Origin of the sequence: Amycolatopsis echigonensis, from assembly GCF_014174495.1 — a bacterium.
GTDB lineage: Bacteria > Actinomycetota > Actinomycetes > Mycobacteriales > Pseudonocardiaceae > Amycolatopsis > Amycolatopsis echigonensis.
On record NZ_JACJHR010000010.1, the window covers coordinates 104546 to 126687 of the forward strand.

A 22142-nucleotide genomic window follows, 5' to 3' on the forward strand; every position below is an offset into this window, starting at 1 on the left:
ACGTACGCGCGGGCGAACGGGGCAGACGCATGGACTTTTCAGCCGTCGCCGCCGACCTCGCCGCGCACTGGCACGTGTACGCGACCATGCCGTTCATCGCGGCGCTCATCGGCTACCTGACCAAACGCGTCGCGATCGAGATGATGTTCCGGCCGCTCGAGTTCCGCGGCATCCGGCCCTTCCTCGGCTGGCAGGGCGTCATCCCGGCGAACTCCCGGCGGATGGCCACCACCGCGGTCGACCTGCTCACCAAGAACCTCCTCGACCCGCGCGAGGCCTTCGCCCGCCTCGACCCCGAGGAAATGGTCGCGCAGCTGGAAGAACCGCTGCTGAAGGCGGTCGACGAGGTCACCCGCGAGGTGTTCGAGACCTACCAGCCGCGGCTGTGGGAAATGCTGCCCGCCCGTGCGCAGCAACTGCTGGTGGACCGGGTCCGTGCACAGGCGCCCGCGGTCGTGAAGCGGCTGATGCGGGAAGTGTCGTCGAATGTGGACGAAGTGCTCGACGTCAACGACATGCTGATCAACGCCATGGTCCGGGACAAATCGCTCACCTGCCGGCTGATCCGCGAGGTCGCCGCGCCCGAGTTCCGGTTCATCGCCCGCAGCGGGATCGGCTTCGGATTCGTGATCGGGCTCGTCCAGCTCATCGCCTGGGCGCTCATCAAACAACCCGTGATCATGCCGGTCTTCGGTTTCGTCACGGGCTTCGTCACGGACTGGCTCGCACTCAAAATGATCTTCTACCCGCGTCAGCCGCGCCGGTTCTTGTTCTTCACCTGGCAGGGCATGTTCCAGAAACGGCGGGCACAGGTCGCCGCCGACTATGGCGCGTTGATCGCGGAGGAAGTCCTCACCGCGGGGAATGTGCTCGAAGCCGTCCTCACCGGGCCACGTGCGGACAAGCTGTTCGCACTCGTCACGCGGGAGGTCCAGCGGACCGTCGACGCACAGGCCGGTCTGGCGAAACCGCTGGTCGCGCTGGCTGTCGGCGGGCGCGAGTACCGGCAGATGAAGCAGGCCGCCGCGGAGAAGGCCATCGCGTACCTGCCGGAAACCGTGAAGCACGTCGAGAGTTACGCGACCGATGCGCTCGACGTCCGCAACACCATCGTCGACAAGATGCGGCAGCTGACTCCGCTGGAGTTCGAGGGCATTCTCCGGCCGGCGTTCAAACAGGACGAGTGGAAGCTCATCGCGGTCGGCGCGGTGATCGGCGGGCTCGTCGGCGAACTGCAGGTCCTCCTGCTGCTCCACTGAGGCGCGGGTTACCGTTCCGGTGAGCGACACGGAGGGGACACGCGTGCACACATTCGCCGAGCACTGGCCGGTGTACGTCTCCATGCCGTTCATCGCGGCACTGATCGGCTACGTCACGAAACGCGTCGCCATCGAGATGATGTTCCGGCCGCTCGAATTCGTCGGCGTCCGGCCCTTTCTCGGCTGGCAGGGCGTGCTGCCCGCGAACGCCGAGCGGATGGCGACCACCGCGACCGAAATGCTCACCACCAACCTCGTCGACCCGAAGGAGATCTTCGCCCGGCTCGACCCGGAGCAGGTCGCGAAGGAGATCGAACAGCCGCTGCTGCGCGTGGTCGAGGACGTCACCCGCGAGGTGATGGAGACCTATCAGCCGCGGCTGTGGGAAATGCTGCCGTCCGGAGCGCAGCAGCTGCTGCTGAAACGCGTGCAGGCCGAGGCGCCGCGAGCGATCACGAAGATCATGCGGGAAATTTCCCGGAACATCGAGGACGTGCTCGACCTCAAGCACATGGTCGTCACGAACCTGGTGCGCGACAAGGCTTTGCTGAACCGGCTGATCCGCGACATCTCGCGGCCGGAAATGCGGTTCATCGCCCGGTCGGGCATCTGGTTCGGGTTCATTCTCGGCTGCGTGCAGCTGCTGGTCTGGTCGCTGACGAGGTCGCCGATCGTGCTGCCGCTGTTCGGGCTCGGGATCGGCTGGCTGACCGACTGGCTCGCGCTCAAAATGATCTTCCTGCCACGCGAGCCGAAACGGTTCTTCGGCTTCTACACCTGGCAGGGCGTGTTCCAGAAGCGCCGCGACGAGGTGGCCGCCGATTACGGCGACATGATCGCGCGGGAGATCATCACCGTGCCGAATCTGCTGGAAGCCGTGCTGCGCGGGCCGAAATCGGACCGGTTGTTCTCGCTGATCAGCCGCGAGGTGCAGAAGACGATCGACGCGCAGGCGAGCGTCGTGAAGCCGTTCGTCGCGATCGCGGTGGGCACGAAACGGTTCCAGGAAATGAAGCAGGTCGCCGCCGCGAAAGCCGCCGAGCGGGTGCCGGACACGATCCGGCACGCGGAGACGTACGCGATCAACGCGCTCGACGTCCGCAACACGATCGTGGACCGGATGCGCCGGCTCAGCCCGCTCGAATTCGAGCAGTTGCTGCGACCGGCGTTCCGGCAGGACGAATGGAAGCTGATCGCGGTCGGCGCGGTGATCGGCGGCATCGTCGGCGAACTGCAGGCGTTGCTTCTTTTGGGGTGAGCGCGGCTTCGAGGGCGGCGGTGGGGACGACGCGGAGCGACCGCGCACGCGATACGGTTTCCTTCCGGAGCGGGGGAGGGAGACCCGGTGAACGCGGTGCTGGACGACCTCGCGCGGCACTGGCCGGTGTACGTCTCGATGCCGTTCGTCGCCGCGCTGATCGGCTACGTCACCAAGCGCGTCGCGATCGAGATGATGTTCCGCCCGCTCCACTTCATCGGCATCCGGCCGTTCCTCGGCTGGCAGGGCGTGGTCCCGAAGCACGGCGGCCGGATGGCCGCGATCGCGACCGACCTGCTCACCGCGAACCTGCTCGACATCAATGAGGTCTTCGCCCGCGTCGACCCGGTGATCATCACCCGCGAACTCGAGCAGCCGCTGCTGCGCGCGGTCGACGGGATCGCGCGCGACGTGCTCGAACAGCATCATCCGCGGCTGTGGGAGGTCATGCCCACGCTCGCCCAGGAACTGCTGATCAAACAGGTGCAGGCCAGCGCGCCGCAGCTGGTGCGGGACTTCCTCGACGAGGTCCGCGACCACCTGGACGAGGTCCTCGACGTCCGGCACATGACGGTCGAACGGCTCACCCGCGACCGCGCGCTGCTGGTCCGGCTGATCCGCGAAACGTCCCGGCCGGAGATGACGTTCATCGCGCGCGCCGGGATCGTCTTCGGCTTCGTGCTCGGCCTGATCCAGGCCCTCGTGTGGGCGCTGACCCGGCAGCCGCTGGTGCTGCCGATCTTCGGCGGCGCGATCGGGCTGTTCACCGACTGGCTGGCGATCAAGATGATCTTCCTGCCGCGCGAGCCGGTGCGGCTGGGCCGGGTGATCCTGCAGGGCAAGTTCCAGCGGCGGCGCGCCGAGGTGGCCCGGCAGTACGGCGAACTGGTCGCCAACGAGGTGCTGACCGTTCCGAATCTGCTCGACGCCCTGCTGCGCGGCCCCAAGTCGGACCGGCTCGTGGCGATGGTCGAACGCGCCGTCGGACACGCGGTGGACGCGCAGGTCAGCGCCGCGAAACCGGTGGTCGCGCTCGCCATCGGGGCGCAGCGGCTGCAGGAGATGAAGCACGCTGCGGCACAGCGGGCGCTGGCCGAAATGCCGCTGACCGCGCGCTACGCCGAGGGGTACCTGACCGAGGCGATGGACGTGGCGAAGATGGTGGAGCAGCGGATGCTCGCGCTGACGCCGCTCGAGTTCGAGGGTTTGCTGCGGCCGGCGTTCCGGCAGGACGAATGGAAGCTGATCGCGGTCGGCGGCGTGATCGGGTTCCTCGTCGGCGAGTTGCAAGTCCTCCTCATGCTCGGCTGACTTTTCGGCGGTAGTTCGCGCCGGGCTCACTCGAACTGGCTAATCTCTGGAACGTGTCCGAGCCACCGCAGCTGCCCGCAGTCCACGAGGCCTACCTGCCCCGCGAGCACGCGCTGCATCGCCCGCGGCACGGCAAGCGACAGCTGACCGCACTGGTCAGCGCCCTGTTGTTCTTCGTGACGCCGACCCTGCTGTGGGTCGTCGGGGTCCGGCCGAGCGAGATCGAAAACCACAAGCTCGCCGGATTCCCCAACCTCGGCGAGGGGTTCGGCTTCTTCACGAATCTCCCCAAATGGGCGACCGATCAGCTGTCGTTCCGGGCGGGCGCGATCAACGCGGCGAACGGGATCAGCGAGGGCGTCTTCGGCGAGGCCGCGCCGCTCGACCAGGGTTCGGCGTCGAGCACCGGCCCGATCCCGGCTCCTCCGCTGCAGCAGCCGAGCGCGCCGAACGCGGGCCCGTCGCTGCCGAGCGGGCCGGGGTCCAGCCAGGCCGGATACCGCAAGGTCGTCCAGGGGGCCGACGGCTGGCTGTACTACGGCTACGACTCCGAAGCGAAGTGCACGCCGACGCAGGACATCGACACCACGCTGAAGCGGGTCGACGAACTGCGCGCGGCGGTCGAGGCGTCCGGCCGGAAGTTCGTGTTCGTGGTGACGCCGGACAAGACCACGATGGTGCCGCAGTTCCTGCCCGCCAGTTACCCGGGCAAGGAATGCTCCCAGGCCGCGGCGCCGAACGACTGGTACAAGATCACCACCGAAGGCCACTCGCTCGACCTGCGCCCGCAGCTCGCCGCTGAAGCGGCCCGCGTCGGCCACCCGATCTACGCCCCCAACGACACGCACTGGCGCGACGAAGGCGGGCTCGTCCTTACCCGCACGCTCGCCGACACGATCAAGCCGGGTACGACGAACAGCTGGCTGAGCGCCCCGGACGGCCAGTACGACGCGGTCGCGGACCTGCCGCTGCTGCTCGGCCAGACCGGTGTCAAGTCGAACACCCGCTACAGCCTGCGCCCGGACGGCGTCACCGACCGCGCGGGGGAATTCATCGCCAACATCGACCAGCCGGTGCACCGCTCGGCCCCGCCGATCGTCGGAACGATCGACCAGCCGACCCTCGTCTACGGCGACTCGTTCAGCCTCGCGTCTTCGCGGTATCTCGAGGCGGCGTTCACGAATCTCACGTACCTGGCGTATTCGACGGACAAGACGCCGCAGTCGCAGGCGGTGAACCAGTTCGTGAACTCGCACGTGGTGGTGCTGCAGGCGGTGGAGCGGAACGTCGCGGGCGGATTGGTGCCGTTCACCGACGAGGGGTTCATCGCGGCGGTGAAGTCGGCGCTGGCGCAGCATCCGATCCGGTAGCCGACGAGTAGTTTTCGCGGTGTGCCAGGAGATCCGCCAGATGCCGGTCGCTCCACTCGCGCGTGGCGTCGATGACGGGCAGGAGGCTGCGGCTGCGGGCGGTTCTGGCGAAAGCCGTCCTCGACCAGATCGACGCGCCGACCTTGTCCCGCCAGCAGGTGACCGGGTACCGCTAGCCGACCGGAACTGGGGCCGGTTCTTCCACCGGGCTGGTCCGGACACCGCGCCGGCGGTCGCGGACCCACGCGATGATCCGGCACACCAGGTAGATCAAGAACGAAATCGACGTCACGAACGCGCTCACCGGCAATCCCGGAGCCAGCGACAGCACGATCCCGCCCAGTGCGGCGACCTCCGCGAACACCACCGACAGCACCGTCGCGCGCAACGGGCTCGCCGTCACCCGGGCGGCAGCCGCGGCGGGGGTGACCATCAAAGCGACCACCAGCAGCGACCCGACCACCTGCACGCTCAACGCCGTCGCGACCCCGACCAGCAGCGAGAACAGCACCGTCAGCGTCTTCACCGGAACCCCGCGAGCCTCGGCCACCGCGCGGTCCACGCTGGCGAACAGCAGCGGGCGATAGATCAGCGAAAGCACTGCCAGCACTGCTGCCGCCGCGATCACCAGCGCGGTCAGGTTCGTGCTGTCCACCGTGATGATCTGGCCGGTCAGAATGCCGAATTTGTTCGCTGACCGTCCTTTGTAGAACGACAGCAGCAGGACGCCCATGCCCAGTCCGAAGGACAGGATCACGCCGATCACCGAATCGCGGTCGGCGTCGCGGATTCCCAGGATTCCCAGCAACAGCGCGGCCGCGACGGCACCGGCCAGTGCGCCGTATTCCACTCCGACGCCCAGCAGCAGCGCGCCGGCCGCGCCGGTGAAGGCCAGTTCGGACGTGCCGTGCACCGCGAAGGACATGCGGCGCATCACGATCAGCGGGCCGAGCACCCCGGCCAGCAAGCCGAGCACCGCGGCCGCGATCAGCGCGATGCGAACGCTGTCCAGAGCCGAGATCAGCTCCCACGTCTTGGCGAAGTCGAAGATGCCGTCCAAGGCTCAGCCCACTGCTTCCTGCTCGTGGTGGTGCGGTTGGTCCTCGCACAACGCGCTCTGCGCCCCGGCGATGTGGATCTGCCCGCCGACGCGCAGCACCTCGATCTTCGTTCCGTACAGCTCCGACAGCGTCTCCGAGGTCATCACCTCGTCCGGCTTGCCGATCCGGAAGTGGCCGTTCACCAGGTACAGCACGCGGTCGACGAACTGCAGGACCGGGTTGATCTCGTGCGTCACGAACAACACGGCGGTCCCGGCTTCGCGCCGGCGAGCGTCGATCAGTTCGCTCACCGCGCGCTGGTGCGCCAGGTCGAGCGACAAGAGCGGTTCGTCGCACAGCAACACCGCCGGATCGCCGACCAGCGCCTGTGCCACCCGCAGTCGTTGCTGTTCGCCGCCGGAAAGCCGACCGACCGGCTGCTTCGCGTAGCGCGTGCCGCCGACCGATTCGATCACCGACGCCACGCGACGTTTCCGTGCGCCCATTCCGGCCAGTCCCGGACCCCAGCGGTGGCCGTCCAGTCCGAGGCCGACCAGGTCGATGCCGCGCAGCGTGAGCGAATCGTCGATCGCGCGCTGCTGCGGGATGTAACCGACCTTGCGGTTCGCCCCGCCCGGACGGCCGCCGGCGATTTCCACCGTGCCCGCCGACAACGACTGCATGCCCAGCAACGCCTTGAGGAAGCTGCTTTTGCCGGAACCGTTCGGGCCGAGGACAGCCAGGAATTCGCCCGGTTCGACGTCAAGGTCCAAACCGGACCAGAGAGTGCGGTCGCCGAAGGCGAGCCCGGCTCCGCGCACGCGGACCGCGGGGCCGGCTTCCGGAAGCTGGACGGACATCAGCTGTTCAGAGCCCCCGACAGCGAGTCCACATCCTTGGTCATCCAGTCAATGTAGCCCGTGACGTTCGCCGGGAGCGTCTCGGATACGTCGACCACCGCGACCCCGGACGCCTTCGCGTCGGCGACCGCCTGCTTGGTCAGCGGGGTGACCGTTTGCACGTTGTTGACCAGCGCCTTCACCTGCTTCTCCTTGATCAGCTTGGTGAAGTCGGAGACCGCCGCGGCGGGCACGTCGGTCTCGTTCTCGATCGCGTCGGAGAAGGCCTTCGGCGTGGCGTCGGCGATGTTCGCGGTCTTCAGCAGGTAGTGCGCGACCGGTTCGGTGACGACGACCTTCGTGCCCGGGTGCGCGGTGCCCAGCGCGGCCGCCTTCTTGATCAGGCCGTCGACCTGACTCTTGAAGGTCTTGGCGTTGTCGTCGAACGTCTTCTTCGACGCGGGCTGGATCTCTCCGAGCGCGGCCGCGACCTGGTCGGCGACCTTCTCGACGCCCGGCAGGTCGTACCAGACGTGCTCGTTCTCCTCGCCCGGCTTGGCGATGTCGTAGGCGACCAGCTTCTTCGCCGAAGCCGCCTCGCCGGAGAGCTTGGTGAAGAACTGGTCGTACCCGCCGCCGTTGCCGAGGGTCAGCTGGGCCTTCTTGGCGGCGAGCGCGTCGTCGGCGGTCGATTCGTACGAGTGCGGGTCGGCTGACGGATCGTGGATGATCGACGTGACCTGCACTTTGTCGCCTCCGATGGCGGACACGACGCTGCCCCAGACATCGGTGGAGGCGACGACCTTCACCTGATCGCCCGTTCCCCCTCCCGCCCCGGAACCGGTCGAGGACGACGTGCTGGAGCACGCGCCGAGCGCGAACACAGCCAAAGCCGACGCGGCGGCGAGGACGCTCGTGGTGCGGCGGGAAGTCATCGGGCTCTCCTGGGTCGAACTGCTAATGGAAACCGTTGTCAGATTCACCTTACCCCATCCGAACGGCGAACCTCACTCCACCGGGTGGCCGTACGCGCTCTTGATCACCGAACGGATCGAGACGCTCACCACAGGGGTGTCGCTTCTGGAAAACGATCTGAACCGTTACGGTTTGCGGATGGGCCGTCCTATTCGCACCCGGAGGCAGGCGACATTGGCGTCGCTCGCGGCGGAACTCGGGGTGTCCAGGACCACCGTGTCCAACGCCTACAACCGCCCGGATCAGCTCTCCCCCGAACTGCGCCGCAGGGTGCTCGAGACCGCGCGGCGGCTCGGCTACCCCGGCCCCGACCCGGTCGCGCGGTCGCTGCGCACCCGCAAGGCGGGCGCGGTCGGACTGCTGCTGACCGAGAACCTCTCCTACGCCTTCCGCGACCCGGCCGCCGTCGGCGTGCTCGAAGGGCTCGCGCTGGCCTGCGAGGACGCGGGCGTCGGCCTGCATCTCGTGCCGGCCAGCCCCGGCCGCGAGGACCTCGCCGCGGTGCACCGCGCGGGCGTGGACGGGTTCGTCGTGTACTCCGTGCCGGACGACGACCCGCATCTCGCGGCCGTCCTCGAACGGCCCGTGCCGACGGTGATCATCGACCAGCCCCGGATCGACGGCGTGGACCGGGTCGGCCCGGACGACGCGGCCGCTGTGACGCAGCTCGCCGACCATCTGGTGGCGCTCGGCCATCGGCAGATCGGCGTCCTCTGCATGCGGCTCGGCCGCGAGCGCAACGACGATTTCGTGACCGCCGAACGCCAGAGCGGCGCGCACTTCCACGTGCAGCGCACCCGGCTGGAAGCGCTGGCGACGGCGTTTTCCTCGGCGGGCGTCGACTGGGCGACCGTGCCGGTCGTCGAGCGCTTCGACCACACGGTGGACGACGGCGCCTCTGCCGCGCGTCAGCTGCTGGACGCGTATCCGCAGGTCACGGCCCTGGTCTGCACGTCGGACATCCTCGCGCTCGGCGCGCTGGCCGAGGCCGCGCGACGCGGGCTGCGGGTGCCGCTCGACCTCACGGTGACCGGCTTCGACGGCATCGCCGAGGCGGAGCGTTCCGGGCTCACGACGGTGCACCAGCCGGTCCTGGAGAAGGGCAAGGTGGCCGGACGGCTGCTGCTCAGCTCGGCCGAGCGCGTCGGACCGAAGGTCATCACGCTGCCGACCGAACTGCGGGTCGGCCGCACGTCGGCGCCGCCGCGGACGGTCGAGGAGCCCTGGTTCGGCGGGTGACTTCGTGCGCGGCAATCGCGGTGAAAACCCGTGATCGCCACTCGCGAGTCACCCCAGCCTTCGCCGTGATTTCCCGCCCACCGCGTTGTGCGGGCGGCCCCGGGCCGGTTCCATTGGACGGAACCGCCCGCGACCAGCGGGGAAGCGCAGGCCGAAAGGTGTCCCATGACCTCCATCGACGTGCTGCTCAAGCGCAACCGGGAAATCGGGAACATCGTTCCCGGTGACCGGTCCTCCCCCAAGCCGTCGCTGCAGGTGTCGATCCTGACCTGCATGGACGCCCGGATCCGGGTGTTCGAGATCTTCGGCCTGCTGCAGGGCGAGGCGCACGTGCTGCGCAACGCGGGCGGTGTGGTGACCGACGACATGATCCGCTCGCTCGCGCTCAGCCAGCGCAAGCTCGGCACCCGCGAGGTGCTGATCGTCCAGCACACCGACTGCGGCCTCTCCACGGTCACCGAGGACGAGTTCAAGGACGAGCTGGAGTCCGCCACCGGGCTGCGGCCGACCTGGGCGGTCGAGGCGTTCCGCAAGGTCGAGGACAGCGTGCGCACCTCGATGGAGCGCGCCCGGCGCAGCGACTTCCTCCTGCACACCGACAACGTGCGCGGATTCGTCTACGACGTGAAGGCCGGGAGCCTGACCGAGGTCAAGTAAGGGCAGTCGTATTCGGTCGTATTCAATGGCGGGGTGGGCCTAGACACCGATGTTCTGATCGACTGGTTCGCCGAGGTCGGCCGGGACCTGCCGTGGCGGGAGCCGGACTGCTCGGCGTGGGGCGTGCTGGTCAGCGAAATCATGCTGCAGCAGACGCCGGTCTCGCGCGTCCAGCCGATCTGGCTGGAATGGATGGCTCGCTGGCCGGTGCCCTCCGCGCTGGCCGCGGAGACGACCGGCGAGGTCGTGCGCGCGTGGGGCAAGCTCGGCTACCCGCGTCGCGCGCTTCGGCTGCACGCCGCCGCCACCGTCATCGCTCAGGAGCACGGCGACGTCGTGCCGTCCGATGTGGACACACTGCTCGCGCTGCCCGGCATTGGCGCGTACACGGCGCGCGCGGTGGCGGCGTTCGCGTACGGCAAGCGCGCGCCGGTGGTGGACACGAACGTCCGACGGGTGGTCGCGCGTGCCGTTCATGGCGCGGGAGACGCTGGTCCGGCGTCGAATACCCGCGACATGGCGGACGTCGAAGCGCTGCTGCCCGCCGAGGACGCACCAGCGGCGAAGCTGTCCGCGGCGCTGATGGAACTGGGCGCGCTGATCTGCACCGCGCGGTCGCCGAAGTGCGCGGACTGCCCGATTTACACCGAATGCGCGTGGCAGCGCAACGGCCGTCCCGAATACGCCGGTCCGGCCAAGCCGGTGCAGAAGTTCGCCGGGACCGACCGGCAGGTGCGCGGGCTGCTGCTGGACGTCCTGCGCGGTGCCGAGGGACCGGTCGAGAAAGCACGGCTGGATCTCGTGTGGCACGAATCCGGCCAGCGCGACCGGTGCCTGGACTCGCTGCTCGTGGACGGTCTGCTGGAGCAAACCCGCGACGGACTGTTCGCGCTCCCTGGGGAACACTGACGCACTACGACGAAAGTCGGCAAAAAGTTGTTGCCGCCGGGGTGCCGGGTTAGCTTTCCCCCGTCGCACTTGCTGGCTGAGGAGTTCCGCATGGGGGAAGCAACGCGTCGTGCTGTCTTGAAGGGCGGCCTCACCGCCACCGCCGTGGGCGCGCTGGGCTTCGCCACGGCGAGATCCGCGGCAGCCGTCACCACCCCGGTCATCCACTCGACGGCCGAGTGGAACGCCCGGCCCGCGTCCGGCGCGATCGTGGTGGAGAACCACAAGCCGACGTACATCGTGGTGCACCACACCGTCGACCCCGGCAACAACACCGACTATTCGCTGGCGCACGCGCTGCAGATCTCGCGGGACATCCAGAACTTCCACATGGACACCCGCGGCTGGATCGACACCGGCCAGCAGTTCACGAACAGCCGCGGCGGGTTCGTCACCGAAGGTCGGCACCGCAGCCTCGAAATCCTGCGCGGCGGGAAGCAGCACGTGCAGGGCGCGAACGTGGCCAACCACAACAGCGAATGCCTCGGCATCGAGAACGAGGGCCTCTACAGCACGGTCGACGTGCCAGTCGCGCTCTGGAACTCGCTCGTGCAGCTGATCGCCTACATCGCGCACCAATACGGCATCAGCCCCGAGTTCATCAAGGGCCACCGCGATTTCAACTCGACCGAGTGCTGCGGCCAGGTGCTCTACAACCGGCTCCCCGAGCTGCGCAATGCGGTCGGCCGGCAGCTCGGCGTCTCCGTCGCGCGGCTCGACGCACCCGAGTGGCCGCTGCTCAAACCGGGTGACACCGGTCCGAAGGTGATGACCGCGCAACGTTTCCTGCGCGCCGCCGGGTTCGGCGTGCCCACCGACGGCGTGTTCGGCAAGGCGACCGCGGACGCCGTATCCGCGCTGGCCGCCGAGCACGGGCTCTCCCGGGACAGCTGCACCGCGGCCCGGGCGAGCGCCGAATCCGCCTACCTCGGCTCGGACATCTGGCCGTTGATCGTGCCGGCGGACCGCTCGACCGCCGCCTGGCGCGCCGAGCTGGCCCGCTGACCGGGGACGCCTCACGCGTGCCAGCGAGGGCGGCACACGTGAGGCGTCACAGGCCGGACAGGAACGCCTCCACCGCCCCGCGATACGTCTCCGGCGCCTCGGCATGCGGCAGATGCGCCGAACCGGACACGATCAGGTGCTTCGCGCCGGGGACGCGCGCCGCGACCTCGGCTTGCTGACCCGCGGGCATCGCGGTGTGCTCGCCCTCGACCAGAAGCAGCGGACAGCGAATACCGTCCACAATGGACCAGTAGTCGCGGCGGCCCCATTCGGCGGCGATCTCGTAGAGATTCTCCAGGTCGGCGATCAGGTGATAGCCGTCTTCGCGCTCCTCGACGCATTCGGTGAAGTAGTCGCCCGCGGTGCCGAAGAACTCGCGCACGTGGGCCAGCGATTCGAACGGCACCGGCCAGCTCTCGAAGTAGCCGCGCCAGGTCTCGACGGTGCGTCCGCGCTGGTCCGGCGCGAAATCCTCGCTGACCACCGCGCGTACCAGCTCCGGGTACTTCGCCGCGGTGGCCCACGCGTGCAGCCCGCCCATCGAATGGCCGATCAGCACGGACGGACCGAGGCCGGCCAGCACGTCCGCGACGTCCTCGGCGAACTGCTCGGTGGTCCACGGCCCGGTGTGCGGCGCACGGCCGTGACCGCGGGCGTCGAGGGCGCGCACCCGGCCGTACCGCTTGAGCCACTGCGCGACCGGCCACCAGGTGCGAGCGCGGCCCATCAGCCCGTGCAACAGCAGGATCGACACGCCAGGGCGTTCGTCGCCGCCGAAGTCGATCAGGCCTGGTCGCATTAGTCCTCCTGGGTTTACGCGGCTACTTCACCACAAACCTGGCCCTAGGGTGAAGGAATGCGCAGCCGCCAGATCGCCGTCCTCGCCCTCACCGGCGTGCTTGCGCTGTCCGCGTGCAGCCCCGCCGAACCCGCTGCTCCGCCACCGCCGCCCCTGCATCCGGCACCAGGCGCGGGCAGCGCGGGCGATCCGTACTTCCCGGAGGACGGCAACGGCGGGTACGACGCCCTCGACTACCACGTCGACGTCAGCTACGACCCGCCGAGCGGCCGCCTCGACGGCGACACCACGGTCTCCGCGAAAGCCACGCAGGACCTCAGCCGGTTCGACCTCGACCTGCGCGGACTGGACGTCTCCGGGGTGGAGATCGACGGGAAACCGGCGAAGTACAGCCGGGAGAAGAACAAGCTGGTCGTGACGCCGGCCGAGCCCCTGCGGTCAGGTTCGACGTTCCGGACGCGCGTGCGCTATTCGGGTGTTCCGGCGAAAACCCCGCACGACGGCGGATCGGAAAACGGCTGGGCCCGCTCCGAGGACGGCGGCGCGTACCTGGTCGGCGAGCCGCATTCGGCGTCGTTCTGGTACCCGGTCAACGAAACCCCGCGGGACAAAGCGACCTTCACGCTGACCGCGCACGTGCCCGCCGGCTGGACGGTGCTGTCCAACGGCCGGGACCAGGGCACCAGCGCCAAGGACGGCAAAACCACCACGACCTGGACCGACCCGAACCCGATCGCCAGCTACCTGACGACGATCGCGATCGACAAATTCACCGTGCAGCGGTCCACGCTGCCGGACGGCACGCCGATCATCTCCGGGTACGCGCCCGGCGCCGAACCCCGCGAGGCGACCGGCGACCGGCTCCCGGAAGTGATCTCGTTCCTGGAAAGCAAGTTCGGCAAATACCCGCAGAGCGCGGCCGGCGGCATCTACCTCGACGAGAACATCCACTTCTCCCTGGAAACGCAGACCCGTCCCACTTATGCGAAATGGGCGGAAATCCTGACCCTGGTGCACGAGAACGCACACCAGTGGTTCGGCGATTCGGTATCGCTCAACTCGTGGGCGGACATCTGCCTGAACGAGTGCTTCGCGTCCTACGCGCAGTGGATGTGGGGCGAACGCGAGGGCCAGAACCTGGACGACCGCTACCGCGCGGCCGTCGAAATCACCAGGGGCAGCACAGATTTCTGGGGCCAGAAGCTGGTCGACATGGGGCCGGAGCACCTGTTCGAGGGTGCGTACGACAAGGGCATCCTCGCCGTGCACGCGCTGCGGCGGGAACTGGGCGAACCCGGGTTCGAGAAGGTGCTGCACGAATGGGTGAGCCAGCATCGCAACGGCAACGCGACGTGGTCGGACTTCGAGAAGCTCGTATCGAAGGTCGCCGGGCGTGATCTGAGCGGGTTCCTCAACGACTGGTTCCACGGGACCAAGCTGCCCGCGGACGCCGACCTCTACCCGGGCGGGTTGCGGCCCTGACCGGCGGGCTCGCTGGTCGGTGCGGGAAACCGCAGGTTGCGGGCCGATTCGGGGCCGAAGGCTTCGCCTTCCCCCACTGTGAGCAGGGCGGCACGAACCGCGTAACCGGGCCAGCCGTAAGTACCCTGGGGGCATGGCAGTGGTCAAGATCAACGCAATCGAAGTCCCCGAAAGGCGCAGGCCCGGAGCTGGAGAAGCGCTTCGCCGCGCGGCTGCACTCCGTCGACAACCAGGAGGGATTCCTCGGCTTCGAGCTGCTCCGCCCGGTCGCGGGCGAGAAGCGCTACTTCGTGTACACGAAGTGGGAGACCGAGGAGCACTACCAGGCCTGGGCGAAGGGCCCGGCACGCGAGGCGCACGCGGGCGAGCGCAAGAGTCCGGTGTCGACCGGCGCGAACCTGCTGGAGTTCGAAGTCGTCCAGGCCTCGAAGCCGGGTGAGTGACGAACTCGCCCGCGCCGCCGAGCTGATCCGCGACGCCGGCGCGCTGCTCGTGTGCGCCGGCGCCGGGATGGGCGTCGACTCCGGCCTGCCCGATTTTCGGGGCGGGGAAGGGTTCTGGCGGGCCTATCCGCCGTACGCCGGCCTCGGGCTGCGATTCGAGGAGCTGGCCGATCCGCAGCATTTCGCGTCGGACCCGGAGCTGGCCTGGGGCTTCTACGGGCACCGGCTGCACCTGTACCGGAAAACGGTGCCGCACCGCGGATTCGGCCTGCTGCTCGAATGGGGGCTGGCGAAACCCGGCGGCGTGCGGGTTTTCACGTCCAATGTGGACGGACAGTTCCAGGCGGCGGGATTCCCGCACGTCGCCGAGGCGCACGGGTCGATCCATCATCTGCAGTGCCTCGCCGGATGTTCGCGGGAGATCTGGTCGGCGGACGACATCACGGTCGAGCTGGACGAGGCGACCATGCGTGCCCGGCCGCCGCTGCCGTCCTGTCCGCGTTGCGGCAGTCTGGCCCGTCCCAACATCCTGATGTTCGGCGATTTCGACTGGGTTCCCGACCGTAGTCAGGAGCAGCTGGACGAGCTGGCCGAATGGCGGCGCGCGCATCGCGACGCGGTGGTGGTCGAAATCGGTGCCGGGCAAGCGGTTCCGACGGTGCGCCGGTATTCCGAACTCGCCAGCGCGGCGACGGGCGCGCTGATCCGGATCAACCCGCGCGAGCCGCAGATCCGGCACGGACGCGGGATTTCCCTCGCCGCCGGTGCACTGGAGACGTTGGTCAAACTCGCTTGAGCTGCAGCAAGGGAAACGGGCGGCCGTCCGAATCGGCCTCCTGTCGTCCGGCCACCTCGAACCCGTGGTGCAGATAGAAACCGACCGCTCCTGGGTTCTGCTCGTTCACGTCCAGCGTGAGTTTCGGGGAAGCGGTCCAGTGCCGCGCGCAGCAATGCCGACCCGCCCGCACGAGGAAATGATGCGACGCCTCGACGGCGCTGCGCCAGACCTCCAGCAGCCGCGGGTATTCGGCTTCCCCTCGGCTTGGCCGCAAGGTCGTCACGGCAGCTGCACCTCCGCGCAAACCGCCCGGTGGTCGCTGCCGGGCACGTCGAGCACCTGGTAATCCCGGATCGCCATCCGGCGGTCCACCAGCACGTGGTCCAGCGGCACGAGCGGAACCGCCGACGTCGACCAGGTCGGGATCAGGCCGTCGCCGCGAGCCTCCGCCGCGTCGACGTAACCGCGGGACAGCACGGTACGCAGCGCGGCGTGGTCGACGGTCGCGTTGAAATCGCCGGCCACCACGCGCAGGCCGTGTTCACCGATCGCGCGCGACAGGTCCCGCATCTCCTGTTCCCACTGGTAATACCCGGAATCCGGCGAACGCGGATGCGCCGCCACGATCTCCAGCGTCGTCCCGCCGCCGAGATCGGCCGCCGCGCCGGGCTGTTTCTGGGCCGAATCGCCGGTGTAGTCCTCTTCGGTGAGCGGATACCGCGACACGATGCCGGAACCGTCCACCCCGGACGCCGGATGCAGGACCCGGTACGGCAGCGTCTGGAACAGCCCGGCCTTCTCCAGCCCGGACATCGCGGCCGGTGTCATCTCCAGCAGGTTCAGCACGTCGACCCGCTGCTCCCGGACCAGCCGCACGAGCGCCGCCGGATCGGCCTGGCCCAGGTAGAGGTTGGCCGCCAGCACGCGCACCGTCTTCCCGTGCGCGGCGGGCTGGTCGTCGGACGTCACCCGCGGCACGACGTACACCGCCAGCAGCGCGGACAACGCGAGCGCGATGCCGCCGATCCACCAGCGGCGCAGCACCAGCGCGAGCGCGGCGAGCAGCACGCCGTAGATGACGACGTACGGCGTCAGCGCCAGCAGCGCGGTCAAGTACCAGCCGCTGCCGTCCCAGCCGATCGTGCGCAGCACGGCCACTGTCAGCAGCGGCAGTCCGACCAGCACGAGCAGGCCCGTGACCAGCCGGGTTCGCGTCCGCGCCTCCATCACCATGATCCCGAGTATGCCGGGCGGGCGCTGACAGGTCCGTGTCAGCGCCGTGTGCGCGGCTTGCCAGCGCCTCCGTCCACAGTGTGTTGGAGCGACACAGGAGGAGGCGACATGTCGCACGCGATCCAGGCCGAGGGCCTGGTCAAGCATTTCGGGGAGACGAAGGCGCTGGACGGGGTGGACCTGGAGGTCCCGTTCGGGAAGGTGGTCGGGGTGCTCGGGCCGAACGGCGCGGGCAAGACGACTGCGGTCCGCATCCTGGCGACCCTGCTGAGACCCGACGCGGGCCGGGCCACGGTCGGGGGTTACGACGTGGTCCGCGACCCGGTCCGGGTGCGCGGCCTGATCGGGCTCACCGGGCAGTACGCGTCGGTGGACGAGGATCTGAGCGGCACCGAAAACCTGGTGCTGATCGGCAAACTGCTGAACCTGTCCCGGGCCGACGCGCGGGCCCGGGCGACCGAACTGCTGGAGCGGTTCGAGCTGACCGACGCGGCCAAGCGGCCGATCCGCACGTATTCCGGCGGCATGCGGCGCAGGCTCGACCTGGCGGCGAGCCTCGTCGGCCGTCCCGCCGTGCTGTATCTGGACGAGCCGACCACCGGACTCGACCCGCACGCGCGCAACGAGGTGTGGGCGGTCGTCCGCAGCCTCGTCGCCGACGGCGCCACGGTGCTGCTCACCACGCAGTACCTGGAGGAGGCCGACCAGCTGGCCGACCGGATCACCGTGTTCGACCACGGCCACGTGGTCGCCGACGGGCGAGCCGACGAGCTGAAGCGGCGGGTCGGCGGGCAGACGCTGCAGGTGCGGCCGACCTCGCTGAGCGACCTCGACGAGGTCGACCGCATCCTGGCCGAACTCACCGGCGTCCGCCCGGTCCGCGACAACGCGACCGGGTTGCTGACCGCTCCGGTGTCCGACCCGGTGCTGCTGTCCACGCTGGTGCGCCGCCTCGACTCGGCGGGCATCACCTCCGACGAACTGGCGCTGCGGCTGCCCAGCCTCGACGAGGTGTTCCTCGCGCTGACCGGACACACCGCTGAAGAGCCGAAGCCGGAGCGCGAACTCGAACGGAGCCGGTCATGACCACCGCGACCGCCGCGGCCCCGCCCCGGCACATCAGTCCCGCCCAGGGCGCGAAGCACGCGTTTTCGCTTGCCTGGCGAGGAATCCTGAAGATCCGCAAGAATCCGGAACAGCTGGCCGACGTCACGCTGATGCCGATCATCTTCCTGCTGATGTTCACCTACCTGTTCGGCAACGCGCTGGGCGGTTCGATCGAGAACTACCTGCAGTCGTTCGTGCCGGGCCTGATCGTGATGAACGTCCTGCAGGCCTCGCTGACGGTCGGCACGCAGCTCAACACCGACATCACGAAGGGCGTCTTCGACCGCTTCCGCGCCATGCCGATCGCCCGCTCGGCTCCGCTGATCGGCGCGGTGCTCGCGGACCTCGTGCGGTACGTGGTGTGCCTCGCGGTGCTGCTGACCGTGGCGACCGTGATGGGCTTCCGCGTGCAGACCGGTCCCGCGGAGTTCGTGCTCGCGATCCTGCTGGCGGTCGCGTTCGGCCTGTGCTTCTGCTGGGGTTCGGTGTTCGTCGGGATGCTGATGAAATCCCCGGGCGCGGCACAGGGCCTGATGTTCGTCTTCATCATGCCGCTGACGTTCGGCAGCAACGTGTTCCTCCCGACCGCCACGATGCCGGGCTGGCTCAAGGCCTGGGCGGACATCAGCCCGGTGAGCCTGATGTCCGACGTGATGCGCGGCCTCCTCAACGGCGGCGCGTACGGCGGTTCCCTCCTGGGCGCACTGGCGTGGATGGCCGGCGCGGTCGTGGTGTTCTTCCCGCTCGCGACGTGGGCCTACCGCAAGCGGGTCTGAGGGCGTCCTTCACGGGGGTGTGGACGCCGTGGTGAGTGTCTGTGTCCGGGTTCCACAGCCGGGCACAGACACTCCCTTTTTTCAGTGGTTCGCCGCGAGAAGGCCGGTCAGCCGTTCCCAGTTGCCAGACCCGATGGCGGCCTTCTCTTCCTCGCTGAACGGCAGAAACGACCGCGCGACCCCGCCGCTGGTGTCCAGGCAAGGAAACCCGCCAGGCCGAGTGCCGAACGTGTACGGATAGTCGGTCGAATACAGCATCCGCTCGGTCCGACGAGCTCCGCCGCGCGTTCCAGTTCCTCGGCGGCGGCTTCGGGCGAGGACGTCGTTGGCGTCGCGCAGCCGTCGCGTGACCGGGTGGTCGTCGGGGTAGACGTGCGGCTGGACCCCCGCCTTCGCCCACGCGTCAGGCAGGACAGGCAGGACCATCATCGATAACGGCCTACTCGTGCGAGCGTTCCGCGCGCACCACCTCGATCGCCTCGGTCCGGTCCAGCCGCGAGGTTTCGGCCACGAGCGCCTCGTACCGTTCCGCGCCCAGCTCCCGGGTCAGGTCGGCGATCAGCTCCCGCACCTCCGGGCTCCCCAGGTCGAACCGTCCGCGCACCACCGCGCTCAGCGCGAGCATCCGCGCGGAGTCCTCCAGCCGCCCCTGCCGGTACCGGATCCGTGCCAGCAGCTCGACCATGCCGGCCAGGTCCGGCATGTCGAAGCGCCCGGCCGCCTGGTCGATCACCGCGAACACCGGCGATTCCGCTTCCGCTGGACGTCCTTCGGCGAGCAGCAACCCGGCTTCGATCGCGCCGAGCCATTCCTCTCCGAAGCCCTCCGGCGTCGGCCATTCCGACCGCGCCGCTTTCAGTTGCCGGAACACCTCGCGCGCCTGCGCGACGTTGTTCTCGCGGATCAGCAACTCAGCGCGGCCGAGCAACACGATCAGGCGCAATCCGCTGTTGCCGCCGGAAGACGCGTAGCGTTCCGCCGCTTCCATGTCCCGCCACGCGCCCTCTTGATCGCCGGCGCGCGACCGTTCCACCGCAAGCCGCCACCACTGCTGCACGATGTCGTCTTTGGACCGCAGCTCCATCGCCAGCCGCAGGCCCTCGGTGTACCCGGCGATCGCCGCCTCGTGATCCCCGGCCTGCGATTGCGCCGCGGCCCGGAAACCGTGCGTCATGCCGAGCCCCCACCGGTCACCGACCTCGGCGAAGCCCTGGTGAGCGAGTTCCCGCGCCCGCTCCGCGCCCTCGAGGTCGCCCATGTCGCCGAGGACGAAACTCTCCGCCCAGTGTCCGGCTGCGCGACCCCAGACGTCGTCCCGTTCGACGGCCCGGCGGATCTCGCGCTTCGCCAGGTCCCGTTCGCCGTGGAGGTAAGCCACGATCGGCAACCCCAGCCACAGCCACGGACTCCGTTCCGCCGCACCGGTCCGCAGGCATTCTTCGATCAGCTCGCGGACGTCGGCCTTCTCCTGCGGCACCGGCATGACCTGGACCAGCACCTGAATCAACCGCAACCCCGCCGTCAGGTCCGGCGGCAGCTTGGGACCCAGTTCGAGCACCTCGTCCACGAACCCCGCGGCCCGCTCGTTCTGACCGGCGATGTTCAGGTACCAGAACATCCCGTACAGCAGCCGGGCCGCCAATTCCGCGGAGCCCGACTCGATCGCCGCCCGCAGCGCGGAGGTGAAGTTGTCACTGTCGTGCTCGTACACGTCGATCGCCTGGAGCTGATCCCGCCCGCGCACCAACGGTTCGTTGCGGTGCGCCAGTTCCGCGTAGTAGGCGACCATCGCGGCCCGCATCCGCTCCCGCTCGCCGGATTCGGCCAGCCGCTCGGTCGCGTAAGCGCGCAACGTTTCCAGCAGGCGATACCGCGTGCCCACCACGTCCACAATGGACTTCTCGACTAGTGATCCCAGCACGTACACAATGTCTTCCGCGGGCAGTTCGTCGTCCGCGCAGACGTTTTCCACCGCTTCCTCGGAAAAACTCGCCGCGAACACGGCGAGCCTGCGCGCGAGCCGGACCTCCGCGTCGCTCAGCAGGTCCCAGCTCCACTCCACCACCGCGCGCAACGTGCGCTGACGCGGCAACGCAGTCCGGCTGCCGGAGGTAAGCAACCGGAACCGGTCATCGAGGCGATCGGCGATCTGTTCGGCCGTCATCGACCGCAGCCGTGCGGCGGCGAGTTCGAGCGCGAGCGGCATTCCGTCGAGCCGGCGGCAGATCTGCCGCACTGCGTCCACTGTGGACTCATCAAGCCGGAAACCTGGCCGTACCGCCATCGCACGGTCGAGGAACAGCCGGACGGAATCGAGCGTGCCGACGTCATCGGGCGGCGCGGCCTCGTCCGGCACCGGCAGCGGGCCGAGCGGGCACAGCGTTTCCCCGGTAATCGCCAACGGCTCGCGGCTCGTGGCGAGCACCCGCAACGACGGGAGCCGGCGCAGCAAGTCCTCCGCCAGCTCCGCGGCGGCGTCCACGACGTGTTCGCAGTTGTCCAGCACCAGCAACGCTTCCGCGCCGCCGAGCGTCTCCACCGCGTGCTCGAACGGATCGACCTGCCGACGCCTCGCCTCGGTCTCCGTCGTCCGGAGATCGCGCACCTCCAACGCGTTGAGCAACGCGGACAACACGTCTTCGGCATCGCGCACGCCAGCCAGCGGGACGAACCACACCAGGCCGCGCGAATGCGCCGGATGCCGTGACGCCGCTTCCGTCGCGAGCCGGGTCTTGCCCGCGCCGCCCGGTCCGACGAGCGTGACCAGCCGGGCTCCTTCGAGGAGTTCGGCCAGCAGTTTCAGCTCGTCGGTACGGCCGATGAAGCTGGTCAGCCGCTGCGGCAACCGATCGACCGCAGCGGCGACCGGCGTGTACTCGCCGCGCAGCGCACGCAGATGCACTTCCTGCAGCTCCGCCGACGGGTCGACGCCCAGCTCTTCGGCCAGCGTGGTGCGGATCGCGGCGTACGCGGCGAGTGCGTCCGCCTGGCGTCCAGCAGCGGAAAGCGCACGGATCCGCAAGCCAGCCAACCGTTCCCGCAGCGGATGGGCCTGCGCGGCCGCGGTGAGTTCCGCGAGCACATCCGCGTGCCGTCCCAGCCTCAGCTCTGCTTCGAACCAGTCCTCGGTGGTCTCGGTGCGCCGCTCCTCCAGCAGGGTCGCGGGCGCGGCGGCGAACGGCGCGTCCAGCACGTCCGCGAGCGCCGGTCCGCGCCACAATGCGAGCGCGGCAGCGAGCGCTTCGGCGGCAGCACTGTCCCGGCCAGCGGCAAGCTCCCGGCAGCCCTGCGCGGACAGCTTCTCGAACCGGTGGAGATCCACCGCCTCCGGAGGCACCGCGAGCCGGTAGCCACCGTTGGATGACTCCAGCTCGGCTTCCGCGGGCCGCAGCGCGCGACGCAGCCGCGAGACGAGCGACTGGAGCGCGTTGGCCGCGTCGGCCGGGGGTTCCGCGCCCCACAGGCCGTCGATCAGCGCTTCGGCAGGAACCGCGCGACCGGCGTCGAGGGCGAGCCGCGAAAGGAGCATGCGAAGCCGGGCTCCGCCGATGTCGATCGGCGTGCCGTCCTCCCCCTCCGCTCGCAGCGGGCCCAGCAGCGCGACGCGCATGAGGTCCAGCTTT

General features: G+C 69.1%; 20 protein-coding genes and 1 pseudogene. 13 read left to right on the forward strand and 8 right to left on the reverse strand.

Annotation, left to right across the window (positions count from 1 at the left end):
- The first annotated feature begins 29 nt into the window (after window positions 1-29).
- The 4 genes from H5411_RS09795 to H5411_RS09810 all read left to right on the forward strand — a co-directional run bounded on the left by H5411_RS09795 (window position 30) and on the right by H5411_RS09810 (window position 5198).
- The gene (locus tag H5411_RS09795; RefSeq protein ID WP_183123620.1) at window positions 30-1259 is read left to right on the forward strand and encodes a DUF445 family protein; all 1230 of its coding nucleotides are present in this window, start codon (window positions 30-32) and stop codon (window positions 1257-1259) included.
- An 82-nt stretch (window positions 1260-1341) separates the two neighbouring features.
- The gene (locus tag H5411_RS09800; RefSeq protein ID WP_183123641.1) at window positions 1342-2517 is read left to right on the forward strand and encodes a DUF445 family protein; all 1176 of its coding nucleotides are present in this window, start codon (window positions 1342-1344) and stop codon (window positions 2515-2517) included.
- Window positions 2518-2604: 87 nt separating this feature from the next.
- Window positions 2605-3828 carry a DUF445 domain-containing protein gene (locus H5411_RS09805; protein ID WP_183123621.1) on the forward strand — a complete coding sequence of 408 codons (1224 nt, stop codon included), beginning with the start codon at window positions 2605-2607 and terminating at the stop codon, window positions 3826-3828.
- Between the two features lie 53 nt (window positions 3829-3881).
- Complete coding sequence (locus H5411_RS09810) at window positions 3882-5198, forward strand: alginate O-acetyltransferase AlgX-related protein (protein WP_183123622.1); 1317 nt, start codon at window positions 3882-3884, stop codon at window positions 5196-5198.
- A gap of 172 nt (window positions 5199-5370) precedes the next feature.
- Here H5411_RS09810 and H5411_RS09815 read toward each other — a convergent pair whose 3' ends face one another.
- From H5411_RS09815 to H5411_RS09825, 3 genes are read right to left on the reverse strand one after another with little or no spacing between them, the layout of a single operon-like run.
- Complete coding sequence (locus tag H5411_RS09815) at window positions 5371-6258, reverse strand: metal ABC transporter permease (protein ID WP_183123623.1); 888 nt, start codon at window positions 6256-6258, stop codon at window positions 5371-5373.
- Between the two features lie 3 nt (window positions 6259-6261).
- The gene (locus H5411_RS09820) at window positions 6262-7098 is read right to left on the reverse strand and encodes a metal ABC transporter ATP-binding protein (RefSeq protein WP_183123624.1); all 837 of its coding nucleotides are present in this window, start codon (window positions 7096-7098) and stop codon (window positions 6262-6264) included.
- A complete protein-coding gene (locus tag H5411_RS09825) occupies window positions 7098-8012 on the reverse strand; it encodes a metal ABC transporter solute-binding protein, Zn/Mn family (RefSeq protein WP_101437185.1) in 915 nt (304 codons plus the stop codon). The genes H5411_RS09820 and H5411_RS09825 overlap by 1 nt, the downstream gene beginning before the upstream one ends.
- Window positions 8013-8190: 178 nt before the next feature.
- Between H5411_RS09825 and H5411_RS09830 the strand changes: the two genes are divergently transcribed.
- The 4 genes from H5411_RS09830 to H5411_RS09845 all read left to right on the forward strand — a co-directional run bounded on the left by H5411_RS09830 (window position 8191) and on the right by H5411_RS09845 (window position 11901).
- Entirely contained in the window at window positions 8191-9291 is a 1101-nt protein-coding gene (locus tag H5411_RS09830) for a LacI family DNA-binding transcriptional regulator (protein WP_183123625.1), read from the forward strand.
- 165 nt (window positions 9292-9456) lie between these two features.
- A complete protein-coding gene (locus H5411_RS09835) occupies window positions 9457-9948 on the forward strand; it encodes a beta-class carbonic anhydrase (RefSeq protein ID WP_183123626.1) in 492 nt (163 codons plus the stop codon).
- A gap of 33 nt (window positions 9949-9981) precedes the next feature.
- Window positions 9982-10857 carry an HhH-GPD family protein gene (locus H5411_RS09840; RefSeq protein WP_183123627.1) on the forward strand — a complete coding sequence of 292 codons (876 nt, stop codon included), beginning with the start codon at window positions 9982-9984 and terminating at the stop codon, window positions 10855-10857.
- Window positions 10858-10947: 90 nt separating this feature from the next.
- The gene (locus H5411_RS09845; RefSeq protein ID WP_183123628.1) at window positions 10948-11901 is read left to right on the forward strand and encodes a peptidoglycan recognition protein family protein; all 954 of its coding nucleotides are present in this window, start codon (window positions 10948-10950) and stop codon (window positions 11899-11901) included.
- Window positions 11902-11947: 46 nt separating this feature from the next.
- Here H5411_RS09845 and H5411_RS09850 read toward each other — a convergent pair whose 3' ends face one another.
- The gene (locus tag H5411_RS09850) at window positions 11948-12700 is read right to left on the reverse strand and encodes an alpha/beta fold hydrolase (protein ID WP_183123629.1); all 753 of its coding nucleotides are present in this window, start codon (window positions 12698-12700) and stop codon (window positions 11948-11950) included.
- Window positions 12701-12757: 57 nt separating this feature from the next.
- On the opposite strand from H5411_RS09850, the gene H5411_RS09855 reads away from it, so the two are divergent.
- The 3 genes and pseudogenes from H5411_RS09855 to H5411_RS09865 all read left to right on the forward strand — a co-directional run bounded on the left by H5411_RS09855 (window position 12758) and on the right by H5411_RS09865 (window position 15421).
- A complete protein-coding gene (locus H5411_RS09855; protein WP_246368888.1) occupies window positions 12758-14182 on the forward strand; it encodes a M1 family metallopeptidase in 1425 nt (474 codons plus the stop codon).
- A gap of 133 nt (window positions 14183-14315) precedes the next feature.
- Window positions 14316-14625 (forward strand): annotated as a pseudogene (locus H5411_RS09860) (antibiotic biosynthesis monooxygenase family protein).
- Entirely contained in the window at window positions 14618-15421 is an 804-nt protein-coding gene (locus tag H5411_RS09865) for an SIR2 family NAD-dependent protein deacylase (RefSeq protein ID WP_183123630.1), read from the forward strand. Before H5411_RS09860 ends, H5411_RS09865 begins: the two are co-directional and overlap by 8 nt.
- On the opposite strand, the gene H5411_RS09870 is transcribed toward H5411_RS09865, so the two are convergent.
- Both H5411_RS09870 and H5411_RS09875 read right to left on the reverse strand, forming a co-directional pair.
- Entirely contained in the window at window positions 15408-15686 is a 279-nt protein-coding gene (locus H5411_RS09870) for a GNAT family protein (protein WP_183123631.1), read from the reverse strand. The genes H5411_RS09865 and H5411_RS09870 overlap by 14 nt on opposite strands.
- Window positions 15683-16636: an endonuclease/exonuclease/phosphatase family protein gene (locus tag H5411_RS09875; RefSeq protein ID WP_183123632.1), complete on the reverse strand. Its 954-nt coding sequence runs from the start codon at window positions 16634-16636 to the stop codon at window positions 15683-15685. The genes H5411_RS09870 and H5411_RS09875 overlap by 4 nt, the downstream gene beginning before the upstream one ends.
- Window positions 16637-16744: 108 nt before the next feature.
- Between H5411_RS09875 and H5411_RS09880 the strand changes: the two genes are divergently transcribed.
- On the forward strand, window positions 16745-17722 hold the full coding sequence (locus H5411_RS09880; protein WP_183123633.1) for an ATP-binding cassette domain-containing protein: 978 nt from the start codon (window positions 16745-16747) through the stop codon (window positions 17720-17722).
- Complete coding sequence (locus H5411_RS09885) at window positions 17719-18519, forward strand: ABC transporter permease (protein ID WP_183123634.1); 801 nt, start codon at window positions 17719-17721, stop codon at window positions 18517-18519. Before H5411_RS09880 ends, H5411_RS09885 begins: the two co-directional genes overlap by 4 nt.
- An 81-nt stretch (window positions 18520-18600) precedes the next feature.
- Here the strand turns inward: H5411_RS09885 and H5411_RS47475 are convergent, their stop codons facing one another.
- Window positions 18601-18948, reverse strand: coding sequence for a hypothetical protein (locus H5411_RS47475; RefSeq protein WP_246368889.1), 348 nt, complete (start codon window positions 18946-18948; stop codon window positions 18601-18603).
- Window positions 18949-18958: 10 nt separating this feature from the next.
- Entirely contained in the window at window positions 18959-22129 is a 3171-nt protein-coding gene (locus H5411_RS09895) for an AfsR/SARP family transcriptional regulator (protein ID WP_183123635.1), read from the reverse strand.
- Between the last annotated feature and the right edge of the window lie 13 nt (window positions 22130-22142).